General features: G+C 37.7%; 21 protein-coding genes and 3 pseudogenes. 14 read left to right on the top strand and 10 right to left on the bottom strand.

Annotation, left to right across the window (positions count from 1 at the left end):
* Positions 1–5: 5 nt before the first annotated feature.
* From GD441_RS07905 to GD441_RS07875, 6 genes and pseudogenes are all read right to left on the bottom strand, one after another.
* Positions 6–449 (bottom strand): hypothetical protein, encoded by a 444-nt coding sequence (locus GD441_RS07905; RefSeq protein ID WP_153125479.1) that lies wholly within the window; start codon positions 447–449, stop codon positions 6–8.
* Between the two features lie 294 nt (positions 450–743).
* A complete protein-coding gene (locus GD441_RS07900; RefSeq protein ID WP_225434170.1) occupies positions 744–1,262 on the bottom strand; it encodes a GNAT family N-acetyltransferase in 519 nt (172 codons plus the stop codon).
* A gap of 400 nt (positions 1,263–1,662) precedes the next feature.
* Positions 1,663–2,422, bottom strand: a pseudogene (locus tag GD441_RS07895) (transposase).
* A gap of 239 nt (positions 2,423–2,661) precedes the next feature.
* Entirely contained in the window at positions 2,662–3,708 is a 1,047-nt protein-coding gene (locus GD441_RS07890; protein WP_153125478.1) for a class I SAM-dependent methyltransferase, read from the bottom strand.
* Between the two features lie 256 nt (positions 3,709–3,964).
* Positions 3,965–4,351, bottom strand: coding sequence for a VOC family protein (locus GD441_RS07885; protein ID WP_153125476.1), 387 nt, complete (start codon positions 4,349–4,351; stop codon positions 3,965–3,967).
* An 887-nt stretch (positions 4,352–5,238) separates the two neighbouring features.
* Positions 5,239–5,601, bottom strand: a complete 363-nt coding sequence (locus GD441_RS07875; protein WP_153125474.1) for an FAD-dependent oxidoreductase — start codon at positions 5,599–5,601, stop codon at positions 5,239–5,241.
* A 356-nt stretch (positions 5,602–5,957) separates the two neighbouring features.
* Between GD441_RS07875 and GD441_RS07870 the strand changes: the two genes are divergently transcribed.
* Positions 5,958–7,019 carry a lactonase family protein gene (locus GD441_RS07870; protein ID WP_153125472.1) on the top strand — a complete coding sequence of 354 codons (1,062 nt, stop codon included), beginning with the start codon at positions 5,958–5,960 and terminating at the stop codon, positions 7,017–7,019.
* A 348-nt stretch (positions 7,020–7,367) separates the two neighbouring features.
* Positions 7,368–8,750 carry an NADP-specific glutamate dehydrogenase gene (gene gdhA / locus GD441_RS07865; RefSeq protein WP_153125470.1) on the top strand — a complete coding sequence of 461 codons (1,383 nt, stop codon included), beginning with the start codon at positions 7,368–7,370 and terminating at the stop codon, positions 8,748–8,750.
* Positions 8,751–8,964: 214 nt separating this feature from the next.
* Here the strand turns inward: gdhA and GD441_RS07860 are convergent, their stop codons facing one another.
* Positions 8,965–9,909, bottom strand: coding sequence for an iron-hydroxamate ABC transporter substrate-binding protein (locus GD441_RS07860; RefSeq protein ID WP_153125468.1), 945 nt, complete (start codon positions 9,907–9,909; stop codon positions 8,965–8,967).
* A gap of 275 nt (positions 9,910–10,184) precedes the next feature.
* On the opposite strand from GD441_RS07860, the gene GD441_RS07855 reads away from it, so the two are divergent.
* The 5 genes from GD441_RS07855 (at position 10,185) to GD441_RS07835 (ending at position 15,446) form a co-directional block, all read left to right on the top strand.
* On the top strand, positions 10,185–11,135 hold the full coding sequence (locus GD441_RS07855) for a FecCD family ABC transporter permease (protein WP_420849670.1): 951 nt from the start codon (positions 10,185–10,187) through the stop codon (positions 11,133–11,135).
* Entirely contained in the window at positions 11,132–12,139 is a 1,008-nt protein-coding gene (locus GD441_RS07850) for a FecCD family ABC transporter permease (protein ID WP_153125466.1), read from the top strand. The genes GD441_RS07855 and GD441_RS07850 overlap by 4 nt, the downstream gene beginning before the upstream one ends.
* A gap of 15 nt (positions 12,140–12,154) precedes the next feature.
* On the top strand, positions 12,155–12,940 hold the full coding sequence (locus GD441_RS07845) for an ABC transporter ATP-binding protein (RefSeq protein WP_153125464.1): 786 nt from the start codon (positions 12,155–12,157) through the stop codon (positions 12,938–12,940).
* A gap of 15 nt (positions 12,941–12,955) precedes the next feature.
* Positions 12,956–13,669, top strand: a complete 714-nt coding sequence (locus GD441_RS07840; protein WP_153125462.1) for a (2Fe-2S)-binding protein — start codon at positions 12,956–12,958, stop codon at positions 13,667–13,669.
* 283 nt (positions 13,670–13,952) lie between these two features.
* Positions 13,953–15,446, top strand: a complete 1,494-nt coding sequence (locus GD441_RS07835; RefSeq protein ID WP_153125460.1) for a peptide MFS transporter — start codon at positions 13,953–13,955, stop codon at positions 15,444–15,446.
* A 138-nt stretch (positions 15,447–15,584) separates the two neighbouring features.
* Here GD441_RS07835 and GD441_RS07830 read toward each other — a convergent pair whose 3' ends face one another.
* The gene (locus GD441_RS07830; RefSeq protein WP_153125458.1) at positions 15,585–17,315 is read right to left on the bottom strand and encodes an L-lactate permease; all 1,731 of its coding nucleotides are present in this window, start codon (positions 17,313–17,315) and stop codon (positions 15,585–15,587) included.
* Between the two features lie 245 nt (positions 17,316–17,560).
* Between GD441_RS07830 and GD441_RS07825 the strand changes: the two are divergent.
* The 7 genes and pseudogenes from GD441_RS07825 to GD441_RS07795 all read left to right on the top strand — a co-directional run.
* A pseudogene (locus tag GD441_RS07825) lies at positions 17,561–17,833 on the top strand (IS1595 family transposase); the annotation flags it as partial.
* Positions 17,834–17,912: 79 nt separating this feature from the next.
* Positions 17,913–18,122 (top strand): hypothetical protein, encoded by a 210-nt coding sequence (locus GD441_RS07820; RefSeq protein WP_153125456.1) that lies wholly within the window; start codon positions 17,913–17,915, stop codon positions 18,120–18,122.
* Between the two features lie 91 nt (positions 18,123–18,213).
* Positions 18,214–18,825 (top strand): annotated as a pseudogene (locus GD441_RS07815) (IS3 family transposase); the annotation flags it as partial.
* A 236-nt stretch (positions 18,826–19,061) separates the two neighbouring features.
* Positions 19,062–19,934 (top strand): LysR family transcriptional regulator, encoded by an 873-nt coding sequence (locus GD441_RS07810; protein WP_153125452.1) that lies wholly within the window; start codon positions 19,062–19,064, stop codon positions 19,932–19,934.
* A 218-nt stretch (positions 19,935–20,152) separates the two neighbouring features.
* Entirely contained in the window at positions 20,153–20,812 is a 660-nt protein-coding gene (locus GD441_RS07805; protein ID WP_153125450.1) for a type 1 glutamine amidotransferase domain-containing protein, read from the top strand.
* Between the two features lie 105 nt (positions 20,813–20,917).
* A complete protein-coding gene (locus tag GD441_RS07800; protein WP_225434169.1) occupies positions 20,918–21,349 on the top strand; it encodes a DMT family transporter in 432 nt (143 codons plus the stop codon).
* A gap of 12 nt (positions 21,350–21,361) precedes the next feature.
* Entirely contained in the window at positions 21,362–21,835 is a 474-nt protein-coding gene (locus GD441_RS07795) for a DMT family transporter (protein ID WP_153125446.1), read from the top strand.
* A gap of 162 nt (positions 21,836–21,997) precedes the next feature.
* Here the strand turns inward: GD441_RS07795 and rlmH are convergent, their stop codons facing one another.
* Positions 21,998–22,477, bottom strand: coding sequence for a 23S rRNA (pseudouridine(1915)-N(3))-methyltransferase RlmH (rlmH, locus tag GD441_RS07790; RefSeq protein ID WP_153125444.1), 480 nt, complete (start codon positions 22,475–22,477; stop codon positions 21,998–22,000).
* 94 nt (positions 22,478–22,571) lie between these two features.
* Positions 22,572–22,730: a CxxH/CxxC protein gene (locus GD441_RS07785; protein WP_153125442.1), complete on the bottom strand. Its 159-nt coding sequence runs from the start codon at positions 22,728–22,730 to the stop codon at positions 22,572–22,574.
* Positions 22,731–23,013: the final 283 nt, after the last annotated feature.

Here is a 23,013-nt window from a genome sequence, read left to right as displayed (position 1 = left end):
ACCCCTTAATTTTTATAGGTTTGCTCTATACGAATGACATGTACAGCCTTCTCCTCATCAAAGTCTACTTCTACAATGGTCCAGTTGATGGAGAGGGCTGAACGAAGAGTCTCCATGTCAGTACTCGACAGATGAATACCATGCAAAGCACTTTCGGCTTCCTCAAAATCTTTGCCGGCCTCAAGATGATATTTCACTTTCAAAAACGATTTTAAACCGCCTTTGGTTAAAAACTTCACTTGATAGCCTTCAAGAATGGCACGTTTACATGTGCTTGGGTCATTATGATAAAACTCACCTAGCTCTTCCCAGTCTGATAAACCTTCCAAAACCTCTTGGAAACGTGAATAATCACGCTTCTCTAATAGATGAAGCATCTCTTCTTGATCGATGCCATTAGCTCGCACACTCTCAATAAGCAATGCCAAATGAACCGATATCTTTACCATAATAACTCCTTTCTAAGCTGTAAAGGCAACCGCCTAATCGGAACGACCGATAGATCCGCTTGATGACCGATATTTTAATGTTGACGGCCGATATAATCCAGTTGACGGCCGATATTTTGGTGCTGATGACCGATATATTCCTTACGACGACCGATATTTTGCTTCTGATGACCGATATATTCCTTACGACGACCGATATTTTTGTTTAATGGCCAATAAATCCACTTAAACGGTTTTATTTTGATGTGTCTTAGTTTACCTTTTACACTAATCCCTCTATCACCAGATGCTCTCTCAAATCTGTTGCATTTTCAGCCAATCTTGTTTAATCATCGAAAACACAAACGTATCATGAGAGGCATTTCCTTGATGGATATAGCCCCTTAGCAATCCTTCTTTTTGAAATCCCAGCTTCAACAATAAGTTAGAAGAGGCCTCATTGTTCAAAAACGTCACGGCTCCGATCCGATACAGATCCAGCTCTTCAAATCCATACCTTAAAACTTCTTTCACCGCTTCTGAAGCAAACCCTTTACGCCAATAATCCGGGTGAATTTCATAGCCAATCTCAGCTCTCTTATGTCTCGTTTGCAACGCATTTAAACCGATTGTGCCTATGAACAGATCGGATTCTTTTATGACAATGCCCCAACGCATTCCTCGCTTTTCTACAAAGTTAGAGTTAAACAAGTCCACTAACTCATAAGCATCCTCTAAGTTTTTCACAGAGTCCATGCCATACTGTCTTGTGACCTCTTCTAAAGACAGGATTTCATAAATCCTTTTTGCATGCTCTTTTTTTATCTCTACCAATTTTAATCACTTTGTTTCTAAAATTGGGATCGTCATATATGGTTCCTTTCTTGGACTTTACTCATCAGCTTATTAGTCCATGGATCTTAAACAATCTTTTATTAAGGTTGTTTTCGTAAACTTTGTTGCTATTAAATATTGATGTATTTGAAATTTTTGTTAATATAGAAATAAATCAAAAATTTGCCATTAAATGGAGGTCTATAAAAAATGAGCCAAATTTTCTTATTATCTATATTTGCGTTTTTATTTATGTCATACAAATTTATCAAAGTATTTAAGAACAAGGAGGTATCCAAAAATAACAAAATCATTGCGTGGTCGTTGTACAGTATTAGCATCATAGGATTGGTTACAGTGAATTTACTATATTAATAAGGACTCTTTTTAGGGGCTTTTATTATGCAGTTTTTCGTAGAGCTTCAACTGTATTTTTATTCGATTTTCGGCACGCTGAAATAAGCAGTTGTTCTACTCGTTTTTCAAATGCTATATTCTTCCCTAATTCAAGCCAACGGAACCAATAAAGGTAGTTATCAAGATATTTAGTAGCCACACCTTGAAACCTAACCACCCAATCTTCCAAGCGTTTATGAAAGTTATTGACGTGTTGAACGTGGAATATGCCTTTTTTGACATACCCTTCTTTACTAACATTAACCGCTTCGTGTTTTAACCCCTTAATTAAAGCGAACTTCGACTACCTAATGCGTTCAATATTTTATGTCTCCAATAAAATGCAGTGGAGATGTGTAGGGTACGGGGTATCGTATAATAACATAGCCGAAAAACGCAATGTAAGGCGTTCAGCAATTTTAGGCAAAGTATAACCTTCTACCATTAATTCAATGTACTTAACCCATCTTTCAGGATAACGAGAGCCTGAAAATGGCTTGTTTGTCATATCGTTAAAGGTCTTACCACAATCCTTACATAGATAGCGTTGGCGTGTTTTATATTTTGCCGTTCCGCTTAACAGAAGTGCTTCCACAATGAACACAACCCATTCCAGATGCAAAACGAGCTTCACGAATATCTTTCAATAGCTTCGTAATCTTGCTTGGGTCATCTGGAAATAGGTCTTGCTTCATTGCATTGAACAACGCTAATTGCTCGGATTCGGTTAATTCGCTGAAATGTTCATAAACATCTAACCACATACTTGAACGCCTCCTGACCGCATTATGTCAGCCTTTATAAGTATGGTCAAGAAAGCAACAACCTTTACGAAAAGAGCCTTTATTATAAAAACTAGAAACAATTGCAATGGATACATCTAATAGCATAATATCACCTTTTTCTTATTCCTCAACCGAAACACACAATATTCATGAATAAAGAGAGGATCCTACCCTCTCTCAGTTTAAAGTCAAAAATTTGTTTGTCTAATTCCTACTAGCTACCTCAGCTGTGCAACAATCCCGTTGTGCACCTTGATAAAACCATGACGTAAAATATTAAATCCGCCTTCATATACGTAAAGTCCCATCTGCCGAATGTCCATCAACTCGCGATACGTATGATTCATGACATCAGCCATAATCATGTAAAACAGACGAGATTTTACCTGATGTCTTGGCGTCGTCATGATCACATACCCACCAGGCTTCAAAAATTTGCGGTGCCATTCCATGACTTCATGTTTATAGTCATCAGGGAAGTGTTCAAGAAGTCCAACGCTAATGACGATATCGAATTCTTTTCCGAACGGCAGTTTCCGAATATCCTCAACTACATATTCGATGTTCATTTGATTTTTATACCAAACCTTTGGTTGACCGGTTGCAGGGTTGCTTCCTAAGAATGGGTACGTTTCAGGGAAATGCCCGAAGCGATCCGTCTTACAAAATTCATCATAATCGACTAGCACTACCTCTCCACCTGGATACATCGCCTGTAGCTGCATTGCCTCATACCCTTCGGCTGCTCCTAGAAATAAAATGCGTGGCTTTTGCACATCAAGCCCTTCGAATAGAGCTCGTTTTCCACGAGGATCCCAAATCCCGTCTTCTATTCGATGAGCATAATTCCACAAGGATAGCCGCATCGTTTCTCCTAGCGCAAGCTTTACATCACGGAGCTGAAAACGTGACAAATACTTTTTCAAGTCGGCTTTATTTTTCTCCATTTCTGAAGGCACATCCTTCACAAACCATTCATGAAATGAACGATTGAAGAACTCCCAAGAAGTTTTGACGGACATGTTCCCAAATTCCTTCTCATATTCTTTCTTAGATTTGGCAACAGACTTCACCTCATATGGCTTCCCGACGTCCTTCCAAGTAAGCTGCGACCAATCCGAAACAAGGTTTGCATTAATAAATTTGTCCAGATCATCGTTCGTCGGGTTCCGTAAATCAATCCGGTAGTTAGGCCTTAGCTCCGTATGACCGAAATCCTCTTCGCTAAACGGATACTCTTCCTCCTTCAATTGAAATAATCCCATTCATTCAACCCCTTTTTCACTCTATTCATTGGTCTACACCGTAAAACTCTATAGAGTAACCGTTTTCATTATTTATTCAATAATAATCAGAAAATTCCTTTTTTAAAGGGGTCATAGAAAAAATTCCACTCTTTCTTCTTGCCTACATCAGAAACCATCATCTTTAAGAGCGAGTTTTCACTCCGTACTATGAGAATAAAGGATATAAAAACAACTGAACAAATTTTCTCCAGTTTTGCTTGATATTCTTACAGATTTAATTCCATCTCTTGTTACACAAAACAATCCGATTTCCGTCCGGGTCTAAGAAGGTTTTCCCTACCCGATCCCAATATGGATTTTCCGCTTTTACCACTTCAATGCCAGCATCCATCAACCTTTTAACCGCACGATTATAAAATGTCTCTTCTTCATAGTAAAACACCAACAAATCATCTGGATCAGAGACTCGATTTGGCGGTTTAGGAGACGTCGTAAATTCCAGATGCCAGCTATGATTCTCATGTCCAAGCATGACGCCATTATAGTCCTCATGATCTTTAAACGAACCGATTTCCTTTAGCTCCAAAAGCCCTACATAAAATTCTCTTATTCTTTCCAAATCGTTTGAGTGTCTTGCTACCCGAAAGTGTTGGATCAACATGTTCACATCCTTCGATATTATAGTACCTTACTAATACGATGTACTTATAAATAATCCTTTCACTTCCAAAAAAAATCTTTTTGTTAAATTAGAATCTCATCCTAAGAAAATACCAACGTTTGTTTTACAGTCAGCGAGGAACTCAGAACTTTGGTTGACCCTGTTCCTGCTAATACAGATACTGCTTATATGAGCGTCATGGCGTTTAGAAAAATAGAGAGGAAATATCGTTTGTTTCTTTAAAGATGTAGCAAGATTTCCTACACTTTTACGAACCTTTCACATATGAATTTACAGTATAGAAATTATTAATAGACAGTATGTCAATTTGGAATGATTTATAGTGGTAATTCAACTAGTAATTGTACATATTATAGATATTTCCACCAAGACAAATAAGAGGCTATTTGGACAGGACCAGCAGGTAATCGACTATGATAGGCCGAATGTGAAGGTTATTCGGACAGGGCCAGCAGGTAATCGACTATGATAGTCCGAATTAGGGGGGAATATAAACTGTAACCAACCTTGATGAAGCCACCTCTGTTATGCAGGAAATGGTCAATAAATATGTGCAGGATACTATGATACTCCTCTTGCAAAAAGTCATGTAGAAAAATACAGTCTTCACTAGGTAGCAAAACTGTCATTTATAAAATTCCGCCTACTGAACTAACAGTCAAAGAAAATGCACCCGAAGAAACTAAAATCTTTCACCCTCGCGTTCAGTGAAACAATTTATGTAAATCTAAACAGAGGCCGTCTGAATAGGGCAACTTTATTAAAAATTGAAAATCAAGAATGGTAATATATCAATATTCTTGAACATAAAAAGGGGCATCCAAAAGCCGAAAATTCAACTTATTGAACAGCCCCCTTCTCATCAATTATTCAAATTTCTTAGGAAATTGCTTCACAATTCCGGCGGTAAGTGCATCCGCCATTTTAATGATATGGTTTTCACCGACATCAAAAGCACGAATATCTGCATCCCAATCCTTATGAATCCTTGCAACAACTTCATCCGTTGTCAATTTCAAATGCATATATAACAAATCCGTCAACTCTTTTTTTGACCAGTTTGGATTCGCACTTGTTACATCTGTTCTTGCAAGACCACCAAGCGTTTTCCCCTTTTCAATAACCAGTACTTTGAGATTTTGCTCACCAAGATCATTGGCGGCAACAAGCCCACTAAGACCTCCCCCGATAATGACGACATCCCAACACTTATTTACATGTTTATTCATGATCCCACTCCTTTAGATCCTTTTACTAATATGACAAAAGAGGAAGTGGTTTTGTGACGAAGATCCGTACATTTTTTCTTGTAACACCTACATGGATCCAATTCATCATATAAAGGTACACTACATAGGTAATCTACAGCGCCTTGAGCTTAAGATAAATCGATTCAGTCTTCTCCGATTCTCTCATTGATCATCTTGTTAAGGCGATTAAAGGTGAAGAATCTAGTATAATAGATTTTGGATTCGGTCATGATATACAGGCTATGCTAGTGGATATAAGATGATTTCGGCATTATTGAAAAGATCGTCCTCCCTAACTTAGAAATGGAGGAACCAATCGTATAGGAGTGATTATGTTGACAACAAACAAAAAATTTAGGGGCTATGTTGGTACATATACGAAGGAAAACAGTAAAGGGATTTATTCTTTTACGCTCGATACAGAATCTGCAATCATTACTGAAGTCAAGCTAGCGGCTGAACTAGAGAACCCTACATATTTAGCCATAAGTTCTGACAATCAATTTTTATACTCTGTCGTCAAAGAAAACGATTTAGGCGGAGTAGCCAGCTTTTCTATTGATGAAGAAACGGGAGAACTACATGAACTAAACCGAGAATTATTGCCCGGGGCATCTCCTTGCCATGTGAGCATAAGCAAGGATCATAAAAACATCCTCTCTGCCAATTATCATAAAGGAACGGTTGAATTTTATCTTGTAAATACAGAAAATGGTCGTGTTAACCCTGCATCTTCTATCGTTCAGCATGAAGGCACAGGTCCAAACAAAGAGCGACAAGAAAAGCCGCATGCTCATTACGCAGGATTCACACCTGACGAAAAGTATGTTGTGGCAGTTGATTTAGGTATTGATCAGGTCATTACATACACGTTACAGGATGGGATTCTTTCGAAGGCTGCGAGCCTTTCAGTCAAACCTGGAAGCGGACCGCGCCATATTGCGTTTCATCCGAATGGAAAACTTGCCTATATTATTACTGAGCTTAGTTCTGAAATCATTACGGTTGAATATAACCCTGTAAACGGCAGCTTCAAAGAGCTTCAATACGTTTCGACCATTCCAGCAGATTTTACAGAAAATAATCAATGCAGTGCCATTCATGTTTCCTCTGATGGTCGATTTGTATACGCAGCAAACCGTGGCCATAATACGATTGCCCTTTACAGCGTCGACGAAAAAACAGGCACATTAACCTTTGTGGAGCATACTTCAACAGAAGGAAATTGGCCTCGTGATTTTGTATTGGATCCATCTGAAGCATTTCTTGTCGCTTCCAATGAAAAATCCCACAACCTTGTATTATATTCTAGAGATCGCTCTACAGGAAAACTCACACTCCTGCAATCTGATGTCACAATTCCTGAACCGGTGTGTGTGAAGTTCTTGAATGTATAATTCGGTCAATTATTAAAAGAAGGCAGAAAGAATTAGAATAGGCTGTCTCATGACCTACATTGAGACAGCCTTTCTTATAAATTTCCTCGATCTTTATGATCATATGTACTCTACTTTTATCATTCATCTCTTTATATTTTCTCTATGTTTTTACCATCTTTACACTCACTTCACCACAAAGGTTTTTTAAATTTTCATATTTTTTTAATTAATTTTTATATTATAATATACAACATGGTAAATAATACACGTTATTTTCAAATTTAATTAGGATCTTACAAAATTCTAATTAATATCCAATCATTCAATACATATCACTAATCAAAAAAAGGGGAGAATGGGAGAGAAATGACTACTTTACAGACAGTAAAAAAAGATGCCATGCAAGTCGCAAGAGATTACGTAAATGAGGTGTATGAAGCGGTAATAAAACGTAATCCTAACGAAAGTGAGTTTCACCAGGCCGTTAAAGAAATTTTTGATTCTCTTATTCCAGTATTTGCAAAGTATCCTAAATACATGGAAAGCAACATCCTGGAAAGAATTTCAGAGCCGGAAAGAATGATCACCTTTCGTGTTCCTTGGGTCGATGATCAAGGAAAAGTAAGAGTAAACCGAGGATTTCGTGTACAGTTTAACAGTGCGATTGGACCTTATAAAGGCGGCTTAAGATTCCACCCTTCGGTTAACGCCAGCATTATTAAGTTTTTAGGCTTTGAGCAAATCTTTAAAAATTCCCTAACCGGTCAACCAATAGGAGGAGGCAAAGGCGGATCCGATTTTGATCCGAAAGGAAAATCTGACGGGGAAATCATGAGATTCACGCAAAGCTTTATGACAGAACTCTACAAATACATAGGCCCTGATATGGACGTTCCAGCTGGTGATATTGGAGTTGGTGCAAGAGAAATCGGCTTCTTGTTCGGACAATATAAAAGAATTCGTGGAGGCTATGAAGCAGGAGTATTAACAGGAAAAGGCCTTGATTATGGCGGAAGTTTGGCCAGAACAGAGGCCACAGGATATGGTACAGTCTACTTTGTTGAGGAAATGTTGAAAGACCATGGACTAAGCTTTGAAGGAAGCACGGTTGTTGTGTCCGGCTCTGGTAATGTTTCCATCTACGCTATAGAAAAAGCCACCCAATTAGGTGCAACGGTTGTCGCTTGCAGCGATTCGAATGGCTATGTTTATGACAAAAATGGCATTAACCTTGAAACAGTTAAGAGACTAAAAGAAGTTGAAAGAAAAAGAATACAAGAATATGTAAAGGAACATCCACACGCAGAATACCATGAAGGTTGTACAGGAATCTGGTCCATCCCTTGTGATATCGCTCTGCCATGCGCCACCCAGAATGAAATCAATGAGGCATCCGCAAGGCTATTAGTTGCTAACGGAGTAAAAGCAATCGGTGAAGGTGCAAACATGCCATCCACATTGGAAGCAATTGATGTATTTCTAAACAACAACATTCTCTTCGGTCCAGCAAAAGCAGCCAATGCAGGTGGTGTAGCAGTGTCTGCCTTAGAAATGGCACAAAACAGTATGAGACTATCCTGGACATTTGAAGAAGTGGATGCTAAATTACACGAAATCATGACAAACATTTATCGAAACAGTGTTAAAGCTGCTGAGGAATACGGCTATCCAGGAAACCTGGTAGTAGGTGCCAATATCGCAGGATTTATTAAAGTGGCTGATGCAATGATCACACACGGAGTCATTTAATAAAATACCAACAAATTAAGCTTAAGGTATTTAATATCCATACCTATTATGAACTGCACCCCAATTGTTAGTTGTGTGTCTAACAATTGGGGTGCAGTTCATTTTTGCATCGTTTTTCTTTATCTATTTACTAAACAAAATGCAATCATTGCTTAAACAAAAAAATAGGACTGACATTCATGCCAGTCCCTACTAGGTTGTGGAGAAAGTATATTTATTTCGTTAAAGAATCTACAATTTTATCCATTGTTAATGAATTAGCCATTACACCGTTAATTGTCCAATGGCTTGGATCTTCCATATGATATACGTTGTCTTTTTGCACAGCTGGAATACCTTTCCAAACAGAACTATTTTTTAATGTTTCTAAACCAGTTTCACCAGGTTTGCTAACAAGAAAAATGTGATCCGCATCAAGTTTAGATAATGCTTCAAGTGACATTGGCTTCCATGTTGCTTCAGCTGCAGGTAATGTTTGAATCATTTGAGGCTGAGCAACACCTAAATCACCATAAAGAACATTTGCTGCAAAGCGTGTGTTTTCAAATACGTAGAATTGATCACCAGCTACCCATATAATGGCTGCTGTTTCATCACCAATTGCTTCTTTAATCTTCTTAGATGCTTGTTTAGCTTTTTCGTTATAATCAGCTAATGCATTTTTCGCTTCTTTCTCTTTACCTAACAATTGACCCATTACTTGTAATTGTTTACGCCAGTCGGATCCCTCTTCATCTTTAAAAACATAAGTTGGGGCTACTTTTTTGTACTGTTCATAGTTACCGTTTTGAATAGCACCTGCTGAACTAAAAATAATGAAGTCAGGCTTTGCTTTAATCGTTTGCTCTAATGGTAAATCCCAACCAATTGTTGGCACGTCTTTTAAATCAGATTGCAAATAATCTAATACAGTTGTTCCAATGGACCACTGAGCCACTGGCTTTACTCCAAGTGCTACGAGCGAATCCTCCATGTATGGAGCAAGAATGCGTTTCGGGTTTGCAGGAATTGTTACTTTTCCCATTGCATCTGTCACTGTTACTTCTTTTGGCTGTTCTTTTGTTTCCTTATCCGTGTTGTTCTTTCCACAGCCTGCTAACAACAAAATAGCACAAATAAAAACAGTGATAATCGTTTTATAAGTATTTTGAATTCTCATGTGAACCCTCCCAATTTTTTATTCCGTTAACAATGATAATCATTATCATTACATTCGTCAACAATTACTTGTCATTTATTTGATAATTGGCTGAAATATATTGAAAGAAATACAGAATCATCTTATACTTAATTGATATTGAGAACTATTTTCACTATTTTTAAATAACTAAAGAAGGGTAGTTTTAGCTAGTGACACAATTAGTAAGGCGAGCTTCGGGAGTAAAAGGACGTAGTGTAAAAACAGGGTTCATTTTGTTTTTTGGATTGATTGGTATCTTGTTAGCGATGGGTCTTTCTCTCGTATATGGAACGACAACGATCAAACTGACGACAGTTTGGCAAGCAATATTTGATTATCATTCTGATCAACAAGCACACCAAATTCTCCAAGAAATCCGTCTACCACGAGCATTGGCAGCTGCATTAATCGGCTCTTATTTAGCAGTATCTGGAGCCATTATGCAGGCGATCACTAAAAATTCACTCGCTGAACCGTCTCTCTTAGGGGTATCTTATGGAGCGGCATTTTCGCTTGTTATGACATTAGCCTTGTTTCCGAGTGTTTCGACTTTTGGAGCAACTGCCGCTTCTATGATTGGTGCTGGATTATCTGTGCTTTTCGTATTTACCTTAGCTGCTACTTCAAAAGGTGGAGCGACACCTGTTAAATTAGCACTGGCTGGTGTAGCGATCGGAATGTTTTTAAGTTCATTGACTTCAGCTATAGCACTGCATTTTGATGTGTCAAAAGAGATGAGCTTTTGGTATGCGGGCGGGTTAGCGAATACAAACTGGGGCGATGTTAAAGTTCTTAGTTTTGTTGGCTGTATTGGGCTCCCCATTGTATTTTTCATTGCTCGTACTTTAACGTTGCTCAATCTTGGAGAGGAAGTCACGCAAGGACTGGGGATTCATTTAAATCTAGTCAAAGCACTTAGCGTTACCGCCGTTTTACTATTAACCGGAAGTTCCGTTTCTGTAGCTGGGTCCATTGGTTTTGTTGGACTCGTTGTACCTCATATTAGCCGAATGTTAGTTGGACCCGATTATCGCTTTATGCTCCCAGTTTCAGCAGTATTGGGTAGTTTACTGCTAGTTTTAGCAGATGTTGGAGCTAGAATGATGAATGCTCCTTTTGAAACGCCTATTGGTGTAGTCACAGCAGCAATTGGAGTGCCCTTTTTCTTATATTTAGTTCGAAGTAAAGGAAGTAGATTAGTATGAACAGCATTTCAAGAAAGTTTAAATGGACGATGTTGGGATTACTAGTGCTTCTTTTTTCAGCTTGTTTAGTCAGTTTGAATCTCGGTGTCGTAACCATTTCACCAAACGAAGTGTTCTACACGATTATGGGGCATGGGACGGAGCAACAACAGTTAATCTTATTTGAGATTCGTCTACCGGCCATTGTATTAGCTATTCTCGTTGGTGCAGGTATGGCGGTTTCGGGTACCATTTTACAAAGCGTAACACGTAATGAATTAGCTGACCCTGGTATTTTGGGCATTAATGCTGGTGCAGGATTAGCTGTCGTCATTTATATTTCTTTTTTCAAAACTGCAACAGGAAGCCTTGGTACGCTTAGTACCTTTGCTTTACCGCTCTTTTCTTTTTTAGGAGCTTTATTAACAGCAGGTTTAATAATGATTCTTGCTTGGAAACGCGGATTTCATTCCATTCGCCTTATTTTAGTTGGAATCGGAATCAATGCAGGTTTAAGTGCTATGTTGATTGCGCTTCAATTAAGAATGACACCTCATGATTTTATGCAAGCAATGGTGTGGTTGTCGGGAGATTTATGGGCAACGCAGTGGAAATTTGTATGGGCTTTATTGCCCTGGTTTCTAATCCTCGTTCCATACTCCTTGTACAAAGCGCATACACTTAATATTTTGAATTTAGGAAGTTCAGTCGCAACGGGTCTTGGAATACGTGCAGATCGTGAACGTCTATTTTTACTTGTATTAGCGGTATGTTTAGCTGGTCTTGGAGTGGCTGCAGGTGGTGGAATTGCTTTCTTAGGTCTGATAGCCCCACATATTTCAAGGCGTTTAATAGGACCTAATCATTATTTCTTACTTCCAATCGCCGCCATTCTAGGATCCATCATTTTACTAGTAGCTGATACGATAGGAACAAATATATTGTCACCGACAGAGATTCCGGCTGGACTTGTCGTATCCATTGTTAGTGTTCCATATTTTGTTTATTTATTAATGAAAAAGTGATAAGAAGGGATCGCTATGACAACTCTATCAGCAGAACAGTTAACCATTGGTTACGAGGATCGAATTATTGTGGATCAATTAAATTTAGACATTCCATCGAATCAAATTACTGCTATTATTGGTCCAAACGGTTGTGGTAAGTCGACTATTTTAAAAACCGTGGCACGGCTGCATCCTGCTTTATCTGGAGCTATTTATTTAGATGGGAAAATGATTCACAAGACACCAACTAAGGAAGTGGCTAAAAAGCTGGCCATTCTCCCTCAGTCACCAGAGGCACCAAGTGGTCTGACAGTATATGAATTAATTTCATATGGACGAACACCGTATCAATCAGGATTTTCCCGACTCAGTAAGCATGATTGCGATATGATTGATTGGGCGCTTGACGTTACTGGATTAACCAATCTTCGGGACCAGGCTGTTGATACTTTATCAGGTGGACAAAGACAACGAGCTTGGATTGCGATGGCAATTGCTCAGGAAACCGATTTATTGCTTTTAGACGAACCTACTACGTATTTAGATTTAGCTCATCAATTAGAGGTTTTACAACTCCTAGAAAAATTAAATCAAGAAGATGGACGGACCATTGTTATGGTCATTCATGATTTAAATCATGCTGCCCGTTTTGCTCATCACATGGTTGCACTCAGGAATGGAAAGATTGTTAAACAGGGAGCTCCAGAAAAAGTAATGACTACTGATGTTCTTAAACAAGTATTTAATATCGATACAGCGATTGTTACAGACCCTAGAACAAACAAACCAGCCATGATTTCTTATGATTTAGTAAAGTAGAGGTAGTAGTGGATCATGCTACAACAAAACGAACTTTGGAAGGAGCTTGAACAGTTCCATATTGTTCATGATGATGTACCTATAGGAGCTTTTTTAGAAAAAGATTTATCAAAGCTACTCCTGCTTGTGAAAGAACGGACAAAAGCCGAACAGCTTTATGTTATGGGTTCCATTTTGATGAGGCATGTCGCCTTTTTGTTTATAGCTCAATTATTTATCCTTAGCAAGTATCGCGTTAAATGGACAGGCGATGTGTCTCAAGTTAGAGTCATCGATCGGTTTTTGAACGATCGCTGGGCCCCACAGTGGTCGCTTTCTAACGAAAAATGGATACGTGTAAAAACAGAACAAGATGTGAAGGAAACCATCCAACGTTTGATTTGTCAGGATTGTCGAAGGATTGTTCAAGCGGTTGCTGCTGAAACCAATAGCTCGCCGCTCGTGCTGTGGGAAAATATTTGGGGCTATGTCCTGTGGATGTACGTACAGCTGCTGCAGCAAGGGGAGGATATTTCTTCAAGAGCACGTCATGATCTAGACTATCTGCTAGACCCTGTGACGTGGAAAGATATTGAAAGAACTTCGCCGTTCCAGCGATTTTTAAACGGACAAACACCGGAGGACGCTATGGCTAACTATGCTCGAGTTACCTGTTGCTCCTACTATCAAATTCCAGGAAATGAGAAGTGTTCCTATTGTCCTAAGAACAATCATACATGCCTATCATGATATGACTTCTATCCTAGAAAAGGGGATCAATAGGGTTCGATTCCCTTTTTTATTTTGTGGTAAAATTCACCATACTGTATATAAATTAGATCGTTAATCTTTTTTCGTCTAAGATTTTCTAAGTTCAAAAGAGAGAATGATATTTAATTTGACTAGAATTAATTTACTATTCTAATAAAATTTGTAATTTCGTTTAATATTGAAAATATTTACACACAAAAAAATTTTGACAATATAGAAATAATAAATTATTATATTGAAATATCAAAGGGAGGTTTATGCTATGTCAGCAATGAATAAACAGAAAATTGTGTCAAGCGTCCCTCAAAAAGGATTTTTCGGACATCCTAAGGGATTACTTACTCTTTTCTTCACTGAGTTTTGGGAGCGTTTCTCGTACTATGGTATGAGAGCGATTCTCGTATTCTATATGTATTATGAAGTATCAAAAGGTGGATTGGGGATTGATGAAACGACTGCCCTTGCCATTATGTCCATCTACGGATCATTAGTGTATATGTCCGGTATTATTGGTGGCTGGCTGGCAGACAGGATATTTGGTACTTCAAAAGCCGTATTTTACGGTGGAATATTGATTATGCTTGGTCATATTGTATTGGCATTTCCAGGAAATATTTCCATGTTCTTCATTTCCATGGCCTTGATTATAATCGGTACAGGTATGCTGAAGCCTAATATTTCTAGCATTATAGGTGATATGTACAGCGAAGAAGATAATCGCCGTGATGCTGGATTCAGTATTTTCTATATGGGGATTAACCTTGGAGGATTCCTCTCTCCATTAGTTGTAGGTACAGTTGGAATGAATTATAGCTTCCACTTAGGTTTTGGTATTGCAGCCATTGGTATGTTTTTAGGACTAATCGTTTTTGTTTTTACAAAGAAAAAAAATCTTGGTCTTGCAGGTACCTATGTGCCAAATCCTCTTTCACCAGCTGAGAAGAAAAAAGTCTTCACAAGAATTGGTTTGGGTGCTGCTCTTATTGGTGCCTTAATTGCTGTTGGTATTCCAACAGGTCTACTTACATTTGACACGTTTATTGCTCTTGTAGGAGTTTTGGGAATTCTACTTCCAACTGCTTATTTTGTTACTATGTACCGTAGCCCTAAAACAACAGAAACAGAGCGTTCACGAATACTCGCTTATATTCCGCTATTTATTGCATCTGTTATGTTTTGGGCTATTCAAGAGCAAGGATCAACCATTCTTGCCAATTATGCGGATAAACGTACACAATTAGACTTTGCAGGCATTCACATTTCACCTGCTTGGTTCCAATCATTAAACCCATTATTTATTATCACGTTAGCGCCTGTGTTTGCGTGGTTATGGGTGAAGCTAGGGAATCGTCAGCCATCGGTTCCTACGAAATTTGCTTTAAGCTTATTGTTCGCAGGTTTATCATTCCTTGTCATTCTTTTACCAGCTTATTTTGGCGGCACAGATTCATTGGTAAACCCATTATGGCTTGTTCTTAGTTATTTAATTGTGGTATTTGGGGAATTATGCTTGTCACCAGTAGGTCTTTCAGCCACAACAAAATTAGCGCCAGCTGCCTTCTCAGCACAAATGATGAGTTTATGGTTCTTATCAAGTGCAGCTGCTCAAGCGATTAATGCACAGATTGTTAAATTCTATACACCTGAAACTGAAATGCAATATTTTGGTGTAATTGGAGGAGCATCCATCGTCCTAAGTATCATCCTCTTCGCACTATCACCAAAAATTCAGAGCTATATGAAGGGTGTACGTTAATTTTAAATATAAAGGTAAAACACTTATATCCTAGCTAATATACTTGGATATTAACCATATAGCTAAAAATCCTCTGACATAATGTGATTCAAATCATACACATTATGCCGGAGGATTTTTTCATGACTCTTGTCTTTCTTATAAGGTGTATGCCGGGATCATCCACGGGAACACATATGCTTGCAACATGACTAATACTCCCATTAAAGCAGCTAGAACAATACTATGGAAAAAGACAGCTCGGAATATTGGCCCTACGGCATTGGCACCTTCGTTACGATTCTCATAACATGCTGCAGTTGCTACGACGATACTTTGGGCATCAATCATTTTCCCCATGACTCCCCCTGTTGAGTTAGATGCGGCAATAAGCACTGGATCTAGTCCCAGCTGATCCGCCGTAATTCTCTGCATACTCCCGAAGAGAGCGTTCGAAGAGGTGTCGCTTCCTGTTAGAAAGACCCCCAGCCAACCTAACATTGCTGCGAAAAACGGATATAATACGCCGGTTTTAGTAAAAGCAAGACCAAGAATAGCGTCCAAACCAGAATAACGCGTTGTAAATCCTAATCCCAAAACCAAAGCAATCGTAATTAAGGGCGTCTTCATCCTTTGGGCTGTTCGTATAATAGAAAGTTTCCATTGTTCTCTGTCCATTCGAAGGAACAACCCGCTTAGCAGTGCGGCCAGGAACACTCCTGTACCTGCTGCTGAGAGCCAATTAAAGGAATATATAGCTGCTTCCGCTATTTGTTCCTTTGCAAGAGGCGGACTTCGGAAAACAAGTTGGTCCAAAAAAGGAACAGGAATGCTATACAATGATTTAATACCAAACACATTTATGGAGTTTAGGAAGTTCTTCCATTGTGGCAGCCCCCACATGAACACAAAGAGTGTCAGGATGGCCCATGGCGCCCAGGCCTTGGCTACTTCTCCTGCTCTATATTTCGTTTCCTTCTGCTCAAGTGCCTTCATATCCTCCTCTTCTCCTGGCAGATAAAATTTATTCTTAGGCTGCCATACTTTGAGGAGTACGATTAATGAAAGAATCGAAATGATACCACCTAATATATCAACAAGCATAGGGCCAACATAGTTAGAAACAACAAACTGAGTGACCGCAAAAGAAACACCGGAAACTAAAATTGCAGGCCAAATCTCCATGACCTGTTTCCATTTTCCTTTATGCATGAATACCATGGTTGCAATAAGCCAGAAAGGTATAATGACGGAGAAAAAAGGAAGCTGGCGTCCTGCCATTGCGGACAAAGCCATTTCTGGAAGTCCAGTAACCTTTGCCAATGTAATGATTGGAGTCCCTACAGCTCCATAGGCTACAGGAGCCGTATTAGCAATCAAACAGAGTACAGCTGCCGCCATAGGTCGAAATCCAAGTCCGACCATCAGTGCTCCAGCTATAGCCACTGGAGTACCAAAGCCCGCAGCACCTTCGATAAAAGCCCCAAAAGAAAAAGCGATGAGGAGTGTTTGGATGCGCCTGTCAGAAGATAAATGAACAACGGATGACTTCACAATATCAAATTGACCCGTAACCAATGTAATCGTATACAAAAACATGGCCGCAACGACAATCCAACCAATAGGCATCATGCCGAAAAAAGAACCGTAACCAAATGCAGCTAAGGTAGACGAAACCGGCATCCCTACTAGCAATATCGCCGTAAGAATGGTAACCACCCCGGCAATAAGCGCAGCCTTAGGTGCTGCAATTCCATAATGAGTTCTTCCCATCTGATCTTTATGAGGATGAAAAGCTAGCAAATACAACAATGTCAAAATTGGAATGGCAGCCAACACCGTTGATAAAAATGCATTCCCCATCGGATCATACACTTGATGAAACTCCATATAAACCCTCCTTTGAAAATGTTTATACGATGTATATGGGGAAAAATAGTAGGTTAGTACAAGTATTTTTAATATTTTGAATACTACACGGTGACTATCGTTATCTACATGAAAATTGGGTTCAATCAAAAATGATGATTGTATGGTTAACGATTGATTGTTCATATTTAGGTTCATTCGATCTATGATACCCTGATGTAGAGCTATATCGATTCATTTTTCCATTTTATTCAAAGAGTAAAGGATTGGAGCATTATCAATCTGACGGTAAGGAGCGTGTTAAAGGACTTTATCATATACAAAATGTCAATAACTATCACAGTCGATTAAAAGGCTGGATGCAACGATTTAATGGTGTGGCGACAAAATACCTCGACCATTATTTGAGTTGGTTTCGATTCTTAGATACAGTAAAACATCGAAGCGATAATGAAACGAATAAAAGAATGATTTTGGATAGTTGTTTATTTAAAACTTCACATACAAATAAAAGCATAAGTCAAATAAAATTCTCATAACAAATAATTAATTTTGTACCTACCCTTTTGATTAGGTGGTAAAATTTAGTTGAAATATTTTTGTGAATGGAGTTATACATTGGAAGTAATTTTAACAAGTGTTTTTTCTGCTATTATAATATTTATTACTGTCTTTTTTATGATGAAGGCTTTCATTATCGCTTATAAAAGGAATGAAATATCACTTCGGAAATTTATTGTTTTTTCAACTTCTTCAATCGTCATAGGTACTTTAGTTGCTTCTGTTTTACCTTTTGGTTATCAAAGAATATTTGATTACATTAATTAACTAACCCTTGAATCGGCTACACTTAACTGGACAAAAAAATTAAGGTCAAGTAGACTAACTACCTAATCTGGGTATACTGCTAACAAGCGTTGGCCGAATCATGAAAGAAAATGGGCTAGTATCAAAATATACAGTTGCCCAGTTTAAGCCACATGTGGATAAATATAATGAATCTAAAGTTGAAAATGTGTTGAATAGGGAATTTGATCAACAAAAGGAATTAACGGTTGTAATCAGTGATTTAACATACGTAAGGGTCCAAAAAAATTGGCATTACATATGTCTATTTGTTGATCTTTACAATAGAGAAATTGTTGGACATAGTGCCGGTCCTAATAAAGATGCTGGACTAGTCTACCAAGCCTTATCAACGATTAAAGCTGATTTAAGACAAATTCAACTATTTCACACAGACCGAGGAAACGAGTTTAAAAACAAGACAATCGATGAAGCTTTAGATACATTCGAGATTAAACGGTCGTTAAGCATGAAAGGTTGCCCATATGATAACGCAGTAGACGAAGCCACATTAAAAATTATCAAGACAGAATTTGTAAAAGGTAAATATTTTGAAAGTTTAGAACAATTAAAGTTGGAATTAGAAGATTATGTTCATTGGTTTAATCATATAAGAATTCACGGATCACTGGGGTATTTAAGCCCAATTGAATACAAAATAGAACACCTTAAAAAAATTGTCTAGTCTAGTGTTGACATACCAAGAATTCCTCTTAAACTCCATTTCTATAAAAACTTTTCCCATCCCTAATTATGAAATGACATTTAATGTTCAATAAATCATGATAGTTTTTTCAGATGTCCATATAAGATGATTCCTTACATTTGTACATTTAATAAAGGAAAATTATGCTTTAATATAGGAAAGACTATTCTTATATATAAAACCGCTAATTTTAGCCTAGTATAAGAGGTGATTTGATGATAGATCTTGAATGGTATAGGAGTTTCATTTATATATATAAGTACAATTCAGTATCCGAAGCGGCCAAAGCCCGAATTATGACACAACCTGCATTGAGTCAACACTTAGCCTCATTAGAATCAGAAGTTGGCGAACCTTTATTTACTAGAACTTCTAGAAAAATGGTGCCCACGGAAAGAGGAAAGGAGTTATATTCTCAAGTAGCCCCGCTTATTGAGTCATTAGAAGCAACTAGTTTAAGTTTTCACTCTACCTCTTCTCCTGCACTGTCCATTATAAGAATCGGATCCGCAATCGAATACTATTATGAAAATATCCTTTCAAAACTTAACGAATTTAATACAAGTACTGTTTCACATTTTGGAACTGCCGACCAGTTACTTGAACTATTAAAGGAAGATAAAGTAGATATCATTATTACTTCACAAAAGTATCAATCACCCGAAATTGAATACTTGTTTCTATGTGAAGAGGAGTTCGTAATTGTTGCACCTTATCACTTAGAAATACCAGAGAATATAGATTTGAAGTCTAAGGAAGAATGGCTTTTATCTCAAAAATGGATTAGTTACGGATTAGATTTACCGATTATTAGAAGGCTATGGAGAGAACACTTTAAAAAACGGCCAATTATTAAACCAGTTCATATTATTCCTAACTTACACCTTATTTTAAAAGCTATAGAAAACGGAATGGGAATCAGTCTAATTCCGACTTTTATTCTAGTAAATTCAATGCAAGAAGCAAAATCAAAAGTATTATTTAAGGAGTTAAAAGTAAGCAACAAATTATATATTGCATATAAAACAAAAAATAAACATTTGCCAGAAATCAATAAAATAGTAGATATACTTTCAATGGAAAAATAACTAATTATTCAATGCTATGTATAGTCATTCAGTATATACTGGATGGCTTCTTTTATTTTCTTAACATGCATTCATTTATCAAAATGATGCAAAGTGTACCCTTACCGTTTGATATAAATATATTTATATATAACCCATAAAAACATAATTTGTTTTATAGTAAATCTGGACTTAAAATAACCAGTGTAACAAAAAACATTTTAAGGAGGTAAAACCTTATGACAAAAAAGATTTTAATGGTTGTTACTAGTCATAAAGAACTTAGTAATGGTAAACAAACAGGTGTTTGGTTATCGGAATTTGCAGAACCTTATATAGAATTTACGAAAAAAGGGTACCAAATTACAGTTGCAAGTCCCCTAGGAGGAAAAAGTACAATTGATCCAGCTAGTGCAAATGAAGATACTCCTCAAGAGATTTTAGATACTGAAAAGTATTTACAGAACACTATCAAGTTAGATGCACTATCTTCTCAAGAATTTGATGCAATTTTTTTACCAGGGGGGCATGGTACAATGTTTGACCTTCCTAATAATAAAAAACTTCAGGAATTATTACGGGACTTTTTTGAGGAAGGTAAGATTGTTGCTGCTGTTTGCCATGGTCCTGCTGGTTTAGTAGGAGCAACATTATCTAACGGTCAACCTCTTGTTGCTGGTAAACGCGTTAATGCTTTTACAGATAGAGAAGAGGCTGATACGGGACTTAGGGATCAACTTCCATTCCTTTTGGAAAGCAAAATTCGCGAATTAGGGGCTATTTTTGTGGCCGCTCCAAACTGGTCTACTCACTTCGAAGTGGATGGCAATTTAATTACAGGGCAAAACCCTCAATCTACATTGGCTGTTACAAAAGCAGTAATTGAAAAATTAGGTTAACTTTAGGGAGACTGATAATAGACATAATCAGTCTCCTACTTACATGTTAGATTTTTATTAGATAAGGAATGTCTCAAATTAAAGATATGAATGGAGGGATTATGCTTGAAAAATATTCTATTTTATATAATCGCATTATTATCCGGTGTCACATTAAGTATAGAAGGAACTATATATGCGGAATTGGGGGAATCCATTGGGAAATTAGAAAGTAGTTTATATAACTTTGCAGTCGGATCGATTATTCTAGGAATTGCTCTTCTTTTTTTGGGGAAAGGTTCTCTGTCTTATACATTTAAAGCACCAAAGTGGCAATTATCAGGGGGACTGCTCGGCGTTATTTATCTAACTATTCTCGTTATTGGTATTCCAATTGTAGGGGTTGGATTAGCAATGAGTAGTGTTGTAGTTGGACAAATGGTAATGAGTATGATTATTGAACATAAAGGCTGGTTAGGTAGTCCAAAAATTAAAGTGAAAAAGGAAAAAATCATTGCTGTTGCATTAATGATTGTTTCCTTAGTTTTAATTTATTAAGGAGGTATTATTATGTCAATTATTATATTACTTTCTTCCCTCATTGGTGGGATTGTGCTAAGTGCTCAATCTTCTATTAACGGTTCATTCAGTAGCAAAGCCGGTTCGTTAGAAAGTGCATTTTTAACTTTTATTACAGGAGCAATGATACTTTTTATCGTCGTTTTATTTTTTGGAAGTGGTAACCTATTAACTATTTTCGAGGCACCAAAGTGGCAATTAAGTGCGGTTTGGTTTGGAGTAGGATACTTATTTCTAACCATACTTGCAGTACCTAAAATTGGAGTCATTGCAACGAATCTCTCAGCCATTATTGGCCAACTTTCAATGGGATTGTTGACTGACCACTTTGGCTGGTTTGGTAGCATTCAAATTTCATTTGACTACCATCGGATAATTGCAATTGTATTAATGTTTATATCCCTACGTTTGATTTATAACGCTAATAAGAAAGATCGTAATGAAAAAGGGTATTTATTTGAATAACCTAAATAAGTATATATCAAAAAAGACAGGGCTGTACCTGTCTTATCTGTTTCGATATTAATATTTTATAGTTTGTGTGAAAGGTGGTAAGAGTGGAATTTTCATCATTGAATCTTCTTAAACCTCTCTTTATCAAGTACCACTTCAACATCTGCTTTTCCACTACTTGTGATACGGTTCCCCCCGATTTATTCGAAAAGCCCGATAAATTTGCTCCACTAAAATTAACCTCATGAGCTGATGGGGAAAGGTCATTTTAGAAAATGACAGACTTTCATCTGCTCGTTTCATGACTGCATCACTTAACCCAAGCGATCCTCCAATAACGAATGTGATTTTGCTTTTTCCATACGTAGCAAGCTTATCTAATCCTTCTGCGAGCTCCTCAGAGGATTTCATTTTGCCTTGAATGGCAAGGGCTATAACATGTGCATCCGGACTGATTTTGGCCAGGATGCGCTCACCTTCCTTATCTTTAATTTGCTGCATTTCGGTTTCGCTTAAGGTTTCTGGAGCTTTTTCGTCGGGCAGCTCGATAATTTCTACTTTTGCATAGCTGGAGAGACGCTTTAAATATTCGTCGATGCCTTGCTTTAAATATTTTTCTTTCAGTTTGCCAACCGTTACAATGGAGATATTCACAACTTGTCCTCACTTTACAAACAATTTACAAACAATATATCCACAATAGTTATCCACATGTCCACAATAACTATCCACATATTGTATGGGAATATTAGTTCGCCACAATATATACAGCCTTCTTTTCGCAATATTCACAGGTTGTTGATAACTGTTGATCCTCCGATAATTTTATTAGCTCGGGGGCAACTTCATACTCGTCAACCACTGTATCTAAAGCCAATTCTACGTGCTCTAGGCAGCAATAAATCATGTTACCTTTCTCCTTCCTCTTACTTTTTTTATTATTTTTTCCGCTTCTTTAAAAGAAAAACTACGTTATCCACAACTCCCAATAAATTTTTCTTTAAGTAAAATTATCCACAGACCATCTTAACATATGAGCCCCTCCATTTCATCAATCGAGTAGGAGGGGGTGACTAACCCCCGACCTCTCACACCACCGTACGTACCGTTCGGTATACGGCGGTTCAATTAAGTATGACGTAGAGTCTGATACCTTTCAGTTAGACTTCTTAACCCTCGGTGACTCCAAT

It is taken from the genome of Peribacillus tepidiphilus, assembly GCF_009466385.1.
GTDB lineage: Bacteria > Bacillota > Bacilli > Bacillales > DSM-1321 > Bacillus_BN > Bacillus_BN tepidiphilus.
The sequence above is the reverse complement of the archived record's forward strand: the minus strand, read 5'-3'. Positions and strand labels throughout refer to the sequence as shown.